Annotated in this window: 13 protein-coding genes and 1 pseudogene; 10 read left to right on the plus strand and 4 right to left on the minus strand. The window is 31.4% G+C overall.

Features of this window, described 5'->3' with window-relative positions; genetic code table 11:
* Positions 1-808: 808 nt before the first annotated feature.
* Complete coding sequence (locus MUA60_RS05100) at positions 809-2,731, minus strand: ABC-F family ATP-binding cassette domain-containing protein (RefSeq protein ID WP_262650063.1); 1,923 nt, start codon at positions 2,729-2,731, stop codon at positions 809-811.
* Positions 2,732-2,893: 162 nt separating this feature from the next.
* Here MUA60_RS05100 and MUA60_RS05105 point away from each other — a divergent pair, with 162 nt between their 5' ends.
* The 8 genes from MUA60_RS05105 to MUA60_RS05140 all read left to right on the plus strand — a co-directional run bounded on the left by MUA60_RS05105 (position 2,894) and on the right by MUA60_RS05140 (position 9,838).
* Entirely contained in the window at positions 2,894-3,526 is a 633-nt protein-coding gene (locus MUA60_RS05105; protein WP_262650064.1) for a redox-sensing transcriptional repressor Rex, read from the plus strand.
* Positions 3,527-3,537: 11 nt separating this feature from the next.
* The gene (gene tatA, locus MUA60_RS05110) at positions 3,538-3,762 is read left to right on the plus strand and encodes a twin-arginine translocase TatA/TatE family subunit (protein ID WP_025905058.1); all 225 of its coding nucleotides are present in this window, start codon (positions 3,538-3,540) and stop codon (positions 3,760-3,762) included.
* A 74-nt stretch (positions 3,763-3,836) separates the two neighbouring features.
* Positions 3,837-4,616, plus strand: coding sequence for a twin-arginine translocase subunit TatC (gene tatC / locus MUA60_RS05115; RefSeq protein ID WP_262650065.1), 780 nt, complete (start codon positions 3,837-3,839; stop codon positions 4,614-4,616).
* A gap of 121 nt (positions 4,617-4,737) precedes the next feature.
* The gene (locus MUA60_RS05120; RefSeq protein WP_262650066.1) at positions 4,738-5,805 is read left to right on the plus strand and encodes a YeeE/YedE family protein; all 1,068 of its coding nucleotides are present in this window, start codon (positions 4,738-4,740) and stop codon (positions 5,803-5,805) included.
* An 18-nt stretch (positions 5,806-5,823) separates the two neighbouring features.
* Positions 5,824-6,048 (plus strand): sulfurtransferase TusA family protein, encoded by a 225-nt coding sequence (locus tag MUA60_RS05125; RefSeq protein ID WP_262650067.1) that lies wholly within the window; start codon positions 5,824-5,826, stop codon positions 6,046-6,048.
* A gap of 126 nt (positions 6,049-6,174) precedes the next feature.
* Positions 6,175-7,128, plus strand: a complete 954-nt coding sequence (locus MUA60_RS05130; RefSeq protein WP_262650068.1) for a LacI family DNA-binding transcriptional regulator — start codon at positions 6,175-6,177, stop codon at positions 7,126-7,128.
* A gap of 65 nt (positions 7,129-7,193) precedes the next feature.
* Complete coding sequence (locus tag MUA60_RS05135) at positions 7,194-8,675, plus strand: glycoside hydrolase family 32 protein (protein ID WP_262650069.1); 1,482 nt, start codon at positions 7,194-7,196, stop codon at positions 8,673-8,675.
* Between the two features lie 188 nt (positions 8,676-8,863).
* Positions 8,864-9,838 carry an SdrH family protein gene (locus MUA60_RS05140; protein ID WP_262650071.1) on the plus strand — a complete coding sequence of 325 codons (975 nt, stop codon included), beginning with the start codon at positions 8,864-8,866 and terminating at the stop codon, positions 9,836-9,838.
* 355 nt (positions 9,839-10,193) lie between these two features.
* Here MUA60_RS05140 and MUA60_RS05150 read toward each other — a convergent pair.
* A pseudogene (locus MUA60_RS05150) lies at positions 10,194-11,359 on the minus strand (IS256 family transposase).
* Between the two features lie 573 nt (positions 11,360-11,932).
* Between MUA60_RS05150 and MUA60_RS05155 the strand changes: the two are divergent.
* Entirely contained in the window at positions 11,933-13,177 is a 1,245-nt protein-coding gene (locus tag MUA60_RS05155; protein WP_262648674.1) for an IS110 family RNA-guided transposase, read from the plus strand.
* A 194-nt stretch (positions 13,178-13,371) separates the two neighbouring features.
* On the opposite strand, the gene MUA60_RS05160 is transcribed toward MUA60_RS05155, so the two are convergent.
* Complete coding sequence (locus MUA60_RS05160; RefSeq protein ID WP_262650074.1) at positions 13,372-15,072, minus strand: M3 family oligoendopeptidase; 1,701 nt, start codon at positions 15,070-15,072, stop codon at positions 13,372-13,374.
* Between the two features lie 113 nt (positions 15,073-15,185).
* On the opposite strand from MUA60_RS05160, the gene MUA60_RS05165 reads away from it, so the two are divergent.
* Positions 15,186-16,613, plus strand: coding sequence for a phosphate--AMP phosphotransferase (locus tag MUA60_RS05165; RefSeq protein WP_262650076.1), 1,428 nt, complete (start codon positions 15,186-15,188; stop codon positions 16,611-16,613).
* 161 nt (positions 16,614-16,774) lie between these two features.
* On the opposite strand, the gene mroQ is transcribed toward MUA60_RS05165, so the two are convergent.
* Positions 16,775-17,545 (minus strand): intramembrane glutamic endopeptidase MroQ, encoded by a 771-nt coding sequence (mroQ, locus tag MUA60_RS05170; protein ID WP_262650077.1) that lies wholly within the window; start codon positions 17,543-17,545, stop codon positions 16,775-16,777.
* Positions 17,546-17,697: the final 152 nt, after the last annotated feature.

A 17,697-nucleotide genomic window follows, 5' to 3' on the forward strand; every position in this document is an offset into this window, starting at 1 on the left:
TTATGATATAATTTAATTAGGCGAAAGAGGTTAGAAGTATATATGAGGTGGCTGCTACAGACTGTTGCATCTTTTTTGTTATAAATTTAAATTATTCATCTATAGGGGTATTACTATTTGGTTACTCAATATTAATGCGAATAAGACATTATGCTAAGAAATCAAAATATAAAGATCAAAATTAAAAACATATATTAAAAAGCACCTGTTGATTATACGGGTGCTTTTATTAGTATCTACTACTAGTATCATGTGTTTATATATGGTACTTATAACTTTGAGTAGTATATATAACTTATCCCCAAGTCTCCGACATATTAAAAAAATCTACATTCAGCAACCTCTTTTATTTCTAAGTACGAGGGCACTTATCAACAAAACCTTTCTTACTTGGACAAGTAACAATTGTGGATACTTTTGTCTTCCGACAGTTGTTCCGACAGTTTGGGAATAAATAGGGGGTATATAGGGTTAAAATAGATATTTTGTTCGCATAAATACGAACAGTTATAACTACCTGAAAACACTGTCATATAAAGGTTTGTAAGGTATTCATCATAAAGTCAATACAGAACATTTGTACTTGTGCACAAGTTAACCACATTTTGTGGACAACATTAGTATAAGCTTTTAAATATTTGTGGATAAAATAGGTGATTTTGATTGATATTTTACATTTTACTTGTGGATAACTAGGGTAACTTTGTGGATTACTTGAAAAATAAGACTTTTTGATGTGTATAAAGATGTGCTTAATTATTTCAGAAAAAAACGACTGAGGTGTAAAATTTACCTCAGTCGCTTTTCGTTAATTTAACTTACTTTCAAGTTCTTCCCATTTTTCCATGTATTCTTCGAGCAAACGTTCTGCTTCAACTCGTAAATTATTAATTTCATTACTTTTTTCAATATCATTAAATATCTCTGGTAACGTCAGTTGATGTTCATAGTCAGAGATTTGTTCTTCATATGTGGAAATATTATTTTCAATTTCTTCTAACTGTCTTTCGAGTTTACGCTTTTCTTTTTTTAGTTGTTTTTGATTTGCGTAATATTGATCGTCTTTAGGCGTTTCAGTAGATTGGATGTCTTCTTGTTCATAACGACTAATAGCTTCACGTTGTTCTAGCTTTTCTAAATAATATTGGTAATCGCCTCTAAATAATTCATTTCCACTTTGTGTGATGTGGAAAATATTATTCGCTAGTTCGTTAATAAAATAACGGTCATGTGATACAAAGAGTAGTGTACCTTCAAAATTTTGCAAAGCTTGTTCCAACATTTCTTTAGAATCGATATCTAAGTGATTGGTAGGTTCATCTAGAATGAGTACATTGTTTTTTTCTAACATGAGTAAAGCGAGTTGAAGTCTGGCTTTTTCTCCACCAGATAAATCATTGATGACTTTTTTTACTTCTTCTTGAGTAAATAAAAATCTACCTAAAATTGTTCTTATATCTTTCTCAGGCATATGTGCATATTGATTCCAAACGTAGTCTAAGATTGTCATATTAGAAGTAAATTCTGCTTGTTTTTGGTCGTAATAACCAATTTGAATATTAGAACCATAAACAATATTACCGCCTAAAGCAGGTATTTTTTGAGCAATTGTTTTGATCAACGTAGATTTACCAATACCATTTGGACCAATTATCGCAATACGGTCATGTCGCTTCACTTCTAAGTTGATAGGCGGTGTAATGCTTTTAGAATAACCGATATCTAAATGTTGAACTTTAAGGACATCTTCACCTGTAGCTCTAGTTATTTCAAAATTTATTTGTGCACTTTTAGCATCAAGTCTCGGCTTTTCAATTCTTTCCATTCTTTCTAGTACTTTACGACGACTTTTTGCCATGCCGCTTGTTGAAGCACGTGTAATATTTTTTTCGACAAATGTTTCTAACTTTTTAATTTCACTTTGTTGTCTTTCATATTCAGCCATGACTTTTTCGTAATGTGCATCTCGTTCTTTTAAGAATTTACTATAATTACCGACATACTTTTTAACAGAACCTAAAGCGACATCATAGACTTGATTGACTATTTTATCTAAAAAGTATCTGTCATGACTGATAATAACAATCGCACCTTTAAAGTGTGTTAAATAATTCTCTAGCCATTCAGTTGTTTCCATATCTAAATGGTTCGTAGGTTCATCGAGTAACAGTAAATCAGGTTCACTTAATAACATTTGAGCCATGGATAATCTTGTTTTTTGCCCGCCACTAAATGATTGAATTTGTCTATCAAAGTCAGATTCTTTAAAATCCAAACCTGTTAATACGGTTTTAATTTTACTTTCGTAATTATAGCCATCTATTAATTCATATTGATTAGATAACGCTTCGTATTGTGACAATTTTTCTTTATATATGTCTTGGTCATACTCATCAGCATGAATACTTAACCAATCTGTTAAAGTTTTCATTTTATCTTCAATATTGATAACGTCTTTAAATGGTTTCTTCATTTCATTCATAACAGTGTCATTAGAATCTAATGTCATTTGTTGAGTAAGGTATCCCATTGTAACTTGTTTACCTTTAGAAATATTTCCTTCATCATACGATTCGACACCAGCGATGATTTTCATTAATGTTGTTTTTCCCGCGCCATTTCTACCGACAATAGCGATTCTTTCACCGGTTTTTACTTCGAAATCTACATCAGAAAAGATAACTTTTCCATCATAAGATTTCTCTAATTTATTTATTTGTAAAAGTATCATGTTTACACCTCTCTATTAGTTATTATTTTACATGAAAACGAGTGATAATTGTATGTAAATCACATACAATATTTATATAGTTATTTTACGTGAAGTTTGTTATAATTAAGCCATTAGATGTGAACGCAATCACATTATTTTATATTGGAAAAGGTGAGGATTTTGGCAAAGAATGATGTGAAGATCCCTAAAGCAACTTTGAAACGTTTGCCTCTTTATTATAGATTTGTTAGCACATTGCATAATTCTGGCATAGATCGTGTTTCATCGAAAGAATTAAGTGAAGGACTTAAAATTGATTCAGCTACTATTCGTCGAGATTTTTCGTATTTTGGTGAATTAGGTAAAAAGGGTTATGGTTACAATATTAGTTATTTACTTAAATTTTTTAGAACAACGCTTGAACAAGATGATATGACTAAAGTCGCAATCGTTGGTGTTGGTAATTTAGGTACTGCACTTGTGAATTATAACTTTACTGTTAATGATAGAATGCAAATTGTAGCTGCTTTTGATCAATCAGAAGATATCATTGGAAGTATGGTTGGTAAATTAACTGTGGATAGTATGGATGATTTTGAAAAGGTAGTTGAAGAAGTAGGTATACAAGTTGTAATATTAACAGTACCACAACAAGCAGCTCAAAAAGTTGCGGATCGTATAACATCTTCGGGTATTACTGGTATTTTGAATTTTACACCTCAAAGAATAAATGTACCTGAGAAAGTGCAGGTTCATCATATAGATTTAGGAATTGAATTACAATCTTTAATCTTCTTTATGAAGAATCAATAGGAGGGTATCAAATGGAAGCTTTAATGTTTATTAACACACTTGGTATTTCAGGACCAGTCAGTTTATTATTTATAGGGGTAGTTGCATTAATTATATTTGGACCAAAGAAATTACCACAATTCGGTAGAGCAATGGGTTCAACTTTGAAAGAATTTAAAGATGCAACTGATGGCATGACAAACTTTGATGAGAAGAAAAGCACTCCAGAAGATGGCAAAGATAAAGAAGTTAAATAGAATTTTATTTAACAGATGTTCCCAAGAATGTGGCGGGTTTCCTGCCACATCTTTTTTAGATTGGAGGTAAGACGGTGGATAAAGACAATTTAACATTTGTCGAACACTTAGAAGAACTTCGTGGACGTATTATGATCATTGCATATTTCCTTATTGGTGGTCTCATCGTTGGCTTTTTCGTAGCTAAACCCGTTATTTTTTATATAACAAATGATGATTTTACACAAACATTAGAACTCAATGCATTTAGAATAACGGATCCATTAACGATATACATAACAATGATAATTGTAATTGCATTTATCATAGTATCGCCTGTCATTTTATATGAATTATGGGCATTTATATCTCCAGGTTTACATCCGAAAGAACAAAAAGTGACATTAAGTTATATACCATTTAGTTTGATTTTATTTGTAGGTGGTTTATTATTCTCATACTTTGTGATTTTTCCATATTTAATTTCGTTCACAATGGGATTAGCCGATGATATGGGGATTAAGCAAACAATCGGGATTAAAGAGTACTTTAGTGAAATGTTTAAATTTACAATACCATTCGGATTTGTCTTTCAATTACCAATTTTATTACTATTTTTAACGCGATTAGGTATCGTTACACCGATGTTTTTAAAGAAAAATAGAAAATATGCGTATTTTATTTTACTTGTTGTGGCTGCATTAATCGCGCCACCTGACTTTATGACACATATGTTGTTTACTTTACCAATGATTTTACTTTATGAAATCAGCATTGTAATTTCAAAAATAGGCTATAAAAAATATTTAAAAGCAGAGCAAAAATTAATGGAAGAAGAACTTGGGATGGATGAAGAAGATAAGGAGCAGCTGTAGCTTAATGCTATGGCTGTTTTTTGAATTGTCTGATATTTGTAATCAAATGTTAACTTGAATATGTGTCGTATATGATATATTATTATTCCTATCATTGTAATAGGAATAAGGAGTTGTTTATATGGTTTGGATGATTATAAGTGGACTTATAGTCGGAATATTACTTGGCTTTGTTATGCAAAGAACGCGTTTTTGTTTAACGGGCGGTTTTAGAGATATGTATGTACAGAAAAATAATAAAATGTTTTATGCTTTATTAATTGCGATCTCTATTCAAAGTATTGGATTATTTACACTAGTAGGATTAGGCGTATTTAAGTTAGAAGCAGAAACATTCCCATTAGTAGGTACGATATTTGGATCATTTGTATTTGGTATCGGAATTATCTTAGCTGGTGGATGTGCGACTGGGACTTGGTACAGAGCAGGCGAAGGCTTAATTGGAAGCTGGATAGCATTAGTATTATATGGTGTAACAGCAGCAATTATGAAATCTGGACCATTAAACCCTGTTCAAGAAAAAATTAATTCATATAGTGTCGTTAACTCAAATATGGCAGAAACACTTAATGTACCTGTATGGGTATTGATTGCTATTTTAGTGATTGTTACAGTTTATTTTGTGACAAAGACTCTAAAAAAACCAAAAGTAGCAATTCCTCAATTAAAACAAAAATATACAGGCATTCGTCATATCTTATTTGAAAAAAGATATCACCCATTTGCAGCTGCTATTGCAGTAGGGATAATAGCTTTAATTGCTTGGCCAATGAGTGCTTCAACAGGAAGAATTGCTGGCCTTGGTATTACAACACCTTCAGCAAATATCGTACAATACTTAGTTACAGGTGATGCTTCATTTATAAACTGGGGTGTATTTTTAGTACTTGGTATATTTATCGGTTCATATATTGCTGCAAAAGGTTCAAGAGAATTCAAATGGAGAATGCCAGATACTAAAACTATAAGAAACAGTGTTATCGGTGGTGCTTGCATGGGTGTTGGTGCATCATTAGCAGGTGGATGTTCAATCGGTAATGGTTTAGTTTCAACAGCAGCTATGAGTTGGCAAGGTTGGGTTGCTTTACCATCAATGATCGTTGGTGCATGGTTTATGAGTTATTTCATCTTTGTTAAACCTAGAAAAGCAAGACAAACTAAGACAAAAGTAAGTACACAAAGTATTTAATAAAAGGAGTCAATATATATGGTACATGAATTAGGTACAGTAGGAATGGTATGTCCATTCCCATTAATAGAAGCACAAAATAAAATGGATGAATTACAAGTAGGCGAACAATTGAAAATTGATTTTGATTGCACGCAAGCGACAGAAGCACTTCCAAATTGGGCAGCAGAAAATGGCTATCCAGTTACGAATTATGAACAACTTGGAGATGCTTCATGGACAATAACGATTGAAAAACAATAAATTACATTTAACCTAGAAACAAAGACATTAGGCTTTGTTTCTAGGTTTTTTTGTTTAAAGCTGTATTTTATTTATAAAGAATTGGAAACGGTTTTATGATAAAATGAATGACTGAGAGGTGTATACATGAAGACAATTAAAGATATTGCTAATATGGCAGGTGTTTCTAAAAGTACAGTTTCAAGATATTTAAATGGCGGCTCCATTAGTAAAAGTACAAAAGAAAAAATACATAAAGTAGTAGAAGAAACAGGATATAAACCGAATCAATTTGCACAAAGTTTAAAGGCTAAGAGAACAGGTCTGATCGGTGCAATTGTACCTAGGCTAGATTCATATGCAACGACTGAAACGTTAAAAGGTATTGAAACAACTTTACTTAAACAAAATGTCCAAACAATGATTGTGAATACAGATTTATCAAAAGATAGAGAAATTGATTCTATTTATATGTTAGCTAAGCGTAAAGTGGATGGCATTATTTTGATGGCAACGAACATTTCTGAAGAACATATGAAAGCAATTGAGTCAGTTGAATGTCCAATTGTTATTGTTGGTCAATCGCATGAATCACTATTGTCGATTGTTCATGATGATTTCCAAGCAGGTAATCAAGTAGCACAATGGCTATTGAAACATCAAAAGCACAATATTACATATATCGGTGTTTCTGAACATGACATTGCAGTTGGTAAGACGAGAAAAGAAGGTTTGTTTATTCCACTAAAGGATCAAGGCATCAAACCAACATTTATTGAAAGTAGTTTCAGTATTAAAGATGCTCAGATATTGGGTAATGACATTAAGTTGAGAGAAGACGAAGTTATTGTCGCAGCTACTGATAATATAGCATTAGGTATATACCATACACTTTTAAAAAGAGAAGTTGATATGCCAACGATTATTGGATTTGGCGGAAATAAGATGACAGAAATTGTGGCACCACATATTGGTACTGTAAAGTTTAACTATTATTTAGCTGGTGAGACAGCTGTTCATGTATTAAATAAAAGTATTAATCACGAAACGGTAGAAAAATTAAATATTATTGAAACACAATTTGAATGGTTAAAAAATTAAGCCTTTCAAGTATGCTAAAATATATATTATGGGACCGGTCTAAATCGGATGTAAGGAGAATGATAATGGTAAATTGGACACGAGAAGAAAGATATAAAAAATTATCAGACATATCTGATGAAGCATACAATGAATTAATAGATAAAGTAAATGCATCAAAATGGCGTCAAACTTTTCATATTCAACCAAAAACAGGGTTGTTAAATGATCCAAATGGTTTGGTTTATCATAATGGCGTTTATCATATATTTCATCAATGGTTTCCGCTTGGTGCAGTACATGGTTTGAAGTATTGGTATCATTATACAAGTAAAGATTTATTAGAATTCAAAGATGAGGGAATCGCTTTAGCGCCTGATACAGAATATGATAGTCACGGTGTATATTCGGGTAGTGCTTTTGACTATAGTGGCAAGTTATATTTAATGTATACGGGAAATGTACGTAATGAAAATTGGGATCGTAAATCTGTCCAAATGATTGCAGAACAATTAGAGGATGGTACTTTTAAAAAGTTTGATCAACCAGCTATTTCAAACAAGCCAGAAGGATATACTGAACATTTTAGAGACCCTAAAGTATGGTTTGAGAATGGAAAATACTATGCAATATTTGGGATTCAAAGAGAGAATGAAACAGGTACAGCTGTTATATATGAATCTGAAAATATTCAAGATTGGACCTTTAAAGGCGAAATTGAAACACAACTGCAAAACTTCGGTTATATGTGGGAATGTCCAGATTTATTTAAGTTAAATGATAAAGATGTATTTATCTTTTCACCTCAAGGTATTGAAGCGGAAAATAACCAATTCGAGAACATCTATCAATCTGGTTATTTAATTGGTGATTTTGATATAGAATCGTTAAAGTTTGAGCATCAGAATTTTGTTGAATTAGACCAAGGATTTGACTTTTATGCACCACAAACATTTTTAGATGAACATGGTGAAAGAATTTTAATTGGTTGGATGGGTCTTCCTGAAATAGATTATGCTACAGATGAAGAAGGTTGGGCACATTGTTTAACGATTCCAAGAGTGCTCACAATTGAAGATGATAAACTGAAACAAAGACCTATAAAAGCATTAGAAAAATTAAGAACAAATAAAGAAACTGCTGAAGGTTATGCTAATAAACATTCAGTTAAACTTCATCCATATGAAGGTAAACAATTTGAATTAATGATTGAGATACTAGAGAATGAAGCTAGTGAAATATACTTTGATTTAAGAGTTTCTAAAAAATGTTCAACGCAAATTATTTATAATACACGTTCTAAACAACTTACTTTAGATCGATTTGAAAGTGGTATTGTAAGTGAAGCGGTTGAGAAGACAACTCGTACAACAACTTTAGATAACGACTTAAAAGAATTGAGAATTTATAGCGATACATCTAGTTTAGAAATTTTCGTTAACGATGGAGAAAAAGTATTAACAACGAGAATATTCCCTGATGAAGATGCTGTTAATTTCAGAACTTCTACAGAGTCTGGACAAGTTTACTTGAAGTTTACGAAATATGACTTACAATTAAAAAATTAAACGAATAAAAACACTTGTTGTTCTAATACAGCAAGTGTTTATTTTAATATCAGTAAATTGTAAGAAATATGAATAAGTTATTACAAAATATTAATTCTGTGTAACATATGACGTACAAGCATAGAAAACAAAGAAACATTCCTTTATACTTTAACTATTAATTAATGTAGAGGAGGGGAAGAATTTTTATGAAGATATTTAAAAATGCTATGATTTCAACATTACTTTTATCTTCTATGGCATTTGGAGTAGCACATGGGAATAATATAGACGCTATAGAAAGCAATGAATCTAGTACAAAAGATACTTCTCCGAACACAACTCAAGAACAATCGAATCAAAATATAGAAGCACAGCAATCCAATGAAACTGATTCAAATAGCAAAACTGAGGAAACAACTACTGAACCGAAGTCAGAAGAAGATTCAAGCACTGAGGAACAGTCATCAGAAGAACCGAAGACTGATGAAAAGCCTAGTACAGAGAAGCCATCAACAGAAGAACCAAGCACGGAAGAACCAAGTACAGAAGAGCCAAAGACAGATGATAAACCAACTTCAGAGGAACCAACAACAGAAGAGCCAAGTACTGAACCAAAATCTGGCGAAAAACCGAGCACGGAAGAAGCTTCAAGTAATGATAACAATCATCAAGTACCACCACCGAACCAATCCAATAGTGGGAAACCATCTTCTGAAGAACCTAAAACTAATGAACCAAATTCAAATAGCAATAATGATCAAAATGTAAATCAATACAAACAAACAATGCCGGCATATCCAAATACAAATGAAGTAGGGGATGGATATTACAATCCGCAAAACACTGATGAAAAAGCGCCTAAATTTATACCTGGCCATTCAGAAGCGTATTATAGTAAATTGGATGAAGATGTGTTAGAGCTCGTAACAAGTAAAGTTGGTAGTAGACCTGATTTAGCACAACCAAAATTTAAAAAGACTAATAAAACGACAGAAACTACTTCTGTAGATGATGATGATGATACTAAAACAGAAACAACTCAAACTACGACAGAAAGTTTTGAAACAGCTTCTGACGACAAAGGTGTTTCTAAACCATTCATCATTGGTATATCAATCGCCATCGTACTTGTATTAGGATTCATTATATTATTCATTATGCGAAGATTTTCAAAATCATAAATAAAATAAAAGTGAGTCTGGGACAGTAATGTTCTAGACTCTTTTTCGTATTTTTAGAAATAGGGAGGTCTGAATATTGCAAGTGAGGCGCGACTAGCAATGTTCAGGACCTCGTATTTATCAAGACAGCCCAAACAAGATAAATAGGAGATTTGTATTTATCAAGACTGGCGAAACAAGATAAATAAGCGCGTTGTATTTATCAAGACTAGTCAAGTCCATATGTTTGTGTAATATCTTTAGAATGTAATCAACCTTTGGTTTTTTAATGAATCGAACAACTATATATGTTTTGAAGTTTAAACAGATATAGTTGTTTGATCACTACTTATTTTTTAAAAAATAAGTAGCTTAATTAAGCGATAAATGGTCTGTTAGACTTATCAAATCTTTCTTGAATATCCATAAGTACTGCGCCAATTAATCTAAAAGCTGAATCTAGATTAGGGAATGTTTTAACTATTTTTTCTCGTTTTCTGAGTTGCATATTAATATTTTCAACTGAATTAGTAGTTCTTAGATTTTTATGATGTTGAGCAGGAAATCTATAGAATTGTGAGGCATCTTCGAAGCCTTCATCCAATATTTTAATAGCTTCCACATACTTAGGATTACTTTCATATTGTGCAATGAATTCATCTTTGAGCTGAACAGCGTGACGATATGTTGGTGCTTGGAATATTGATTTAAGTAACATTCTAGCTTCTTTAGAGTTCTTTTAGGAAATCTCTCTACAATATTTTTAAGAAAATGGAATGTACAACGTTGCCAAGATGAATCAATAAACTGTGACTTAATAGATTTAATAAGTCCAGAATGCGCATCAGAGATAATAAGTTCAGGTGTTGTTAAACCACGCATTCTTAAGTCTTCAAAAAACTCTGACCAAGCTAATTCTGACTCTTGATTAGAAATTTTAAAGCCAATAATGTCGCGTTTTCTATTTTCGTTGATACCCATAGCGATATAAACACCTTTAGAAACAATTTTATTATTCTCTCTTACCTTAATGTGCATAGCATCAACAAATACATACTTATACTGATGACTAACAATAGGTCTACCAGCCCATTCTTTAATTTCAGGATCTAGGTTTTTTATTACGCCTGAAACAGTTGATTTAGACACAGATTTTCCCGTTAGGGATTCCACAATTTTATTAACATTTCTAGTTGAAACACCATTAATGTATGCTTCTGTCATCGCTAAAATAAGCGATTGGTCAGAACGCGAATATTGATTAAATACTTCAGTTGTAAATTCACCGTCACGTGTTCTTGGAACTTTTAATGTCAGATTGCCAATAGGCATCAGGAAATCACGCGCATAATAGCCATTAAGTTGTGCGTTTCTTCCTGAATTCTTTTGTTTATATCCAGCATTAACATACTTGTCTCTTTCCATTTCCATGTATGCATTTATGACAGTCATAGCTATTGTTTTCATAGACGCATTCATATCACTTCCAAAAATAGCACTTGCCAATTCTTCATAATCTAAGTTAACATTTAATTGAGTCATATATAGTCACCTCTACAATTTTTTCTTAGTCGATTACATTGTACCAAAGTGAGCTATATGTGGCTCTTTTTTTATTACACAATTATATGGACATATTCTCAAGACTGGTGAAACAAGATAAATAGCGGCCTCGTATTTATCAAGACTTGTGAAACAAGATAAATAGGCGCGTTGTATTCATCAAGACTAGTGAAACAAGATAAATAGGCGCGTTGTATTTATCAAGACTAGTGAAACAAGATAAATATGCGTTCCGTATGTTGCAAGATACACCAAACAAGCAACATAGAAGCTCCCACTTATATTGATTTTTCCAAATAAAACATACTAAGATTAGTAGCGAAGTAATCTACGACGGTAGATGAACTTCGCTACTTTTTTCATATTCTTTTTCATACCGTTGGTACTTATTTTAAGAATATGAAATAGTAGAAGAGAGAAGTACTCCGATCGGTCTCTAGGGTCATAGAACCCGTAGCAAAAACTGGAGAACTTCACTCTCCTTATGAATTCGATTTTAGTATGTTGGGTCCCTTGAGATCGTGTACAGGAAAATGAACTAAGTAAGGCTAAGTGAAGTTAAAGCTTCTTAAATTTAATAACTTAGGAGTGATTTTTATCGAATATTTTGGTATAGATGTTGGAAAAGGAAAGAGTTTTATTGCACATTATTCAAACAATGAATTTGTTAAAGAATTTGAAATTACCCACGATAATAATGGTTTTGAGTCACTAAACAAATATATAAAGGATTTCGCAGGAGTATATTTTTTATTTGAAGCTACTGGTATATATTCAAAAGTGTTAGAGAAATTCTGTACAGTTAACAACATTTCATTTTGTGTAATTAATCCTCTTGAGGCAAAATTACTAACTAATTCTTTAAGAAATTGGAAAACAGATAAATCTGATGCACATAAACTTGCCGTTTTAGCTAAAAATATAAATAAAAAACCTTCTAGAAATTTAATGGAAGAAAAATACGTAAAACTGAGAGAACTGACAAGATACTATGAAGAAATTAACAATCAACAAAATTACTTAAAAAACCAATTGATTCAGTTACTAGATATGACTTTTCCAGAATTACAAAACCTATTTAAGGATAGATATTCAAAATTGGCTTTACAAGTAGCTAGTAAGTTCCCACATCCTGACTTTGTTGATTCTAATGAAATTGAAGAACTAAAAAATACAATTAATAGTTGTACAGAAAAAAATCTATCAGAGAAAAAGAAAGCACAATATGCAAAAAAACTCGTAGAGTTCTCTATGGTCAGTTATCCTTCTGTTTCTAAAGATTCATTTTTAACAGATAAATTAATTTATGTGATTGAAGATTTATTAAATCTAATGAAACGGCATGCTTCTATAAAACAAAGGTTATTAGTGTTAGCTGAGGAATTCGAAGAATTTAAAATAATTAAATCTATTCCTGGCATTGGTGATTTAACAGCCATAATGATTATTGGCGAATTAGGTGACATCAAATCCTTTGATTCTCATAAACAATTGAATGCATATGTAGGCATTGATATAAAAAGATATCAGTCTGGTAAAACGCATTTTAAAGATAAAATTAACAAACGTGGAAACAAACATGCTAGATCATTATTTTACTTAATCATTAAAAATTTCCTGTTGGGTCAAAGGTTATTTAAAAATCATATTATCGACTATTATTACAAATTAAAAAAGCAGCCTAATGGCAAAGGCCACAAGACTGCTTCAATAGCTTGCGTTAACAAGCTACTTAAAACCATTCATTATCTAGTTATAAATAATAAAGAATATGATTATCACTTGTCTCCACACTGATAATCTATTCAAATAAATCATAACATATTGAAAAAATTATTAAATAATAAAGGCTTATTTAGTGATGCCAATTTTAAATACATTTTACTACGTAGTAGTTGACAAATCGTAGGAAAGAGACTGGCACATAATGTAATGTCTCAGTCTCTTCTAGTATCTTGGCGGTAAACTTCTGTCCCACACCAACTTTTTTATTAAAATTCACTTTGATCAATATTCTGTGTTGCTTTGTATAATGTTTCTATAATGGATTTTACAGTACCTTCTTCAAATGGAGATTGTAACTGAACAGATGCCATAATATCAATAAATGATTGTGAACCGCCGATTTGACATATTTTTAAATAATCAGACCATGCTTGTTCTGGATCAGCTTCTTGTTTAATGAAAAATTGCATTGCACAAATTGTCGCTAATGTATAATCAATATAATAAAATGGTGATGCAAAAATATGACCTTGTCTATGCCAGAATGCACCATTTTCAAGATGTTGAATATTGTCATAGTCTACACTTGGGAAGTATTTATTTTCTAAATCTGACCAAGCTTTTCTTCGTTCTTCTGAAGATATGTCTGGATTTTCATAAACAAAGTGTTGGAATTCATCCACTGCTACACCATATGGTAAGAATTTAATATTATCTTCTAAGTGTGCTAGTTTAAATTTATCCGTATCTTGTTTGAAGAATAATGACATCCATGGATAAGTTAAATATTCCATGCTCATAGAATGAATTTCACATGCCTCTGAAGTAGGGAAGTAATATTCTGGTACAGAATACTTCAAGCTTTCATATACTTGGAAAGCATGTCCGGCTTCATGTGTCATAACTTCAATATCACCTTGTGTGCCATTAAAGTTTGCGAAAATGAAAGGTGATTTAAAATCATTTATGATTGTACAATAACCACCACTTTCTTTTCCTTTTTTAGCTTCTAAATCAAATAATTGTTTATCAATCATAAAATCTATAAAATGACCAGTTTCTTTAGAACGTTCATGGTACATTTTTTTAGCATTTTTCACGATTTCTTCAGTTGATATTTGTGGTTTTGGCGATCCCGTTTTAAAAGTGAAATTATTATCGTAAGCTTTTAAACTGTCAACTCCAATACGTTTTGCATGCTGTGATTTAATGTCTTCAGTAATAGGTACAACATGTTCTTTTACTTGCTCTCTAAAAATTTTTACATCATTTGCGTTGTAACCAATTCTTTGCATTCTATCATAGCCTAGTTGAACAAAGTTCTCGTATCCTAATTTTAGAGCTATTTCATGTCTTGTTTTTACAAGATCATCATAAATACGATCTAAATCCTCTAGATGATCTGCAAAAAACTGTTCTCTCGCTTTAAAAGCATCTTTTCTAATTTCTCTATCTTCATTGATTAAGTACTTACTGAATTGTGATAAATTCAAATGTTCGCCGTTATATTCAATATCTGCTGACGCAATTAATTTATCATATTCGCTTACTAATTTATTTTCTTTAACAAGTAAGTCATTAATAGAAGGATTATATGTATTGAGAGCAACTTCTGCTAAAGAAAATAGTTGTTGTCCAAAATGCTCAATTAAATCATTTTTAAATTTAGATTTTAATAAAGATTGATAGAATAAATGGTCTAAATGTTGTATTTTAGGCATTGTTTCATCAAAGAAATCTCTTTCTTTATTATAAAATTCATCATTTGTATCGATAGATGCTCTTATGAAAGCTAGATTATAATGCGTATCAGTATGGTTTCTAATCTTATTAATTTCACTAATCGTCTCAATTGCTTGATCGACCGTTTCTGCATTATCGAATTCGTTTAATAGTGATTTGGTTTGCTTTTCTTTTTCTTCAATATTGATTTGTTCATATTGGTAATCTTTAAAAGTTAACGTCATGTTAAAACCTCCCCTAATACATTTATTATAACATTTCTTAGTTGTAATCTTATTGAAAATTGCGAGAATAAAGGTAAAAGCATATAATATGAAATGAAAAGAGGTGTATATAAATGACTAAAAATAATGAACAATTATCTTTAGAAGTAGCAGCATTAACGAGGAAGACAAAAGAACTTGGAATTCCTATCATGATTGTATTTGAAGGTGTTCCCGCATCAGGTAAGACGAGACTATCAAATGAACTTCTTTTAACACTTGATGCTAAATACACACACTTTGTACCGATGAAATCACCTTCAGAAGACGATCTAAGATATCAATTTTTACAGAAGTATTGGAACAGTTTACCTTCAAAAGGTGATATCAATATTTATTTTAGAAGTTGGTATGCATATTATATAGAATATCAAGCAAACAAAATAAAACATTCTATATACAACAAATATCATGCATTACGAAGACAAATCCAAGACTTTGAATCGATGGTCCAAGATGATGGCTACGAAATTATTAAGTTTTATATTGAGATTAGCGATAAAAAGAGAAAAGAACATTTAAAAGAAATGAAAGAAAATCCATTAACAAGTTGGAAAGCACAAGAATATGAAAGTGCCATTAATGATGATGTATATCATAAAGAAATGCATAAAATACTTAAAGCATCCCCTGATGAATGGGAAATCATTGATTATACGGAGAGAGAAGAAGCTATCAATTTGATGTATAAACATATCATCAATCGTTTGAACAAAGCGATTAAATTACATAAAAAGAAAGACAAAGTAATTGACGGTGATTTTACGGAAGATTTTAAAACAGACCTATTTGATCAATCTATAGATAAAGTAAATAAAAAGACATATAAATCTCTTATAGGTGACTTACAAGATAGACTGAAAGAATTGCAATTTGCATTATACGAAAGAAAGATTCCGTTAATATTAGTATACGAAGGCATGGATGCAGCCGGTAAAGGTGGCAATATTAAAAGAGTTAGAGAAAAATTAGATCCAACCGGTTATGAAGTAAATGCAATAAGTGCTCCAACAGATGTAGAGTTGAATCATCATTACTTATGGAGATTTGCTAAAGATATGCCAAGAAGCGGCCACATTGAAATCTTCGATAGAAGCTGGTACGGAAGAGTATTAGTCGAAAGAGTAGAAGGATTTGCTACTAAAAAAGAATGGAAACGTGCCTATGAAGAAATCAATCAATTTGAGAAAATGTGGACAGACGAAGGTGCAATTATTCTAAAATTCTTCTTAACTTTAGATAAAGATGAACAATTAAGAAGATTTAAAGAACGAGAAGAAACACCAGAAAAACAATGGAAAATCACAGACGAAGATTGGCGAAATAGAGAAAAATGGGATCAATATATAGAAGCAAGTCACGATATGATTAAATTCACAAATACAGATCATGCACCATGGCTTGTCGTACCAGCAGACAATAAAAAATCAGCTAGAGTCGAAGTTATCAAATACATTATTAAAAAATGTGAAGAAGTATTATGGGGCGTCAAACAATATTAGAGTATGTTAGGGACAGAATTTGGAGAAATGTCCGTAAGAGAGCGCCCGCCTAATTACCAGAATTCAGAATAATGGAAGTTAGCCGTCCTCTAAATACAAAAAATAAGCATATCACTTAAGACTGAGTTCATCAGTTCGGTGATATGCTTATTTATTTACACTTAGCTATACATGCTCAAGATTGTATGATATATCAGTTGTGAAATTTGAGGTTGTTTCTCTAATTGTTCGTTTACTTGATCTTTAAATACAATTTGTCCTAAAACAACAATACCGTTCATTCCCATATGTGCAACCATTGGTACGATGATACGTTTCGTTAATACATAAAGTCCGCTAAATACAGTTCCCATTACAACATAAATTAATGTATGTTCTGGATCTGAATGTGCTAATGAGAAGATAAATGAACTAACTAATACTGCTACGATAAAGCTTAACCACTTAGGTGCTTTGATCATATTGTATATCTCTCCGAAAATTAATTTACGGAATATTAATTCTTCTAATATTGGACCTGCTAATACGATATAAATGATTAATATATGTGATTGTTGTGCAATCTTCATGAGATTTTGGGTATTGCCACTTTCTACTGGTTGATTAAATATATATGTATTAATCAAAGCGGCGATGATTTGTCCAAGCATGGCCATTATAATACCTGCAACACTCCAGAAAATCACGTATACCCATGGTTCTTTCTTCTGTTGTTCTAATCGAGTTGGATTTTTAATATTTGAGTTCATATACCATAATAATAAAACAGTAATGATAGCTGTTGTTGCCATCCAAGTTAAGCTGATTTCTAATCTTGTGACTTTAGATAATCCTGAATCAGCGTATAAACTATTTGGAATAATTGCGATGGTTTGTACAACACCAAATAGTAATAGGGTAGCAATATTAACAGTTAATCGATTAAATTGCATTTTCAATTCCTCCAAAAATAAACATGTAAACATTGTACCTTATTTAGCAGAAAAAGAGAAAAATTTAAGTTATATTGCTTGTAATTTTGACCAAATTTGATTATTATAAAAATGTAGTTAGCACTTAAGTATAAAGAGTGCTAATATTATTA

Origin of the sequence: Mammaliicoccus sciuri (genome assembly GCF_025561425.1) — a bacterium.
Taxonomy (GTDB): Bacteria; Bacillota; Bacilli; order Staphylococcales; family Staphylococcaceae; genus Mammaliicoccus; species Mammaliicoccus sciuri_A.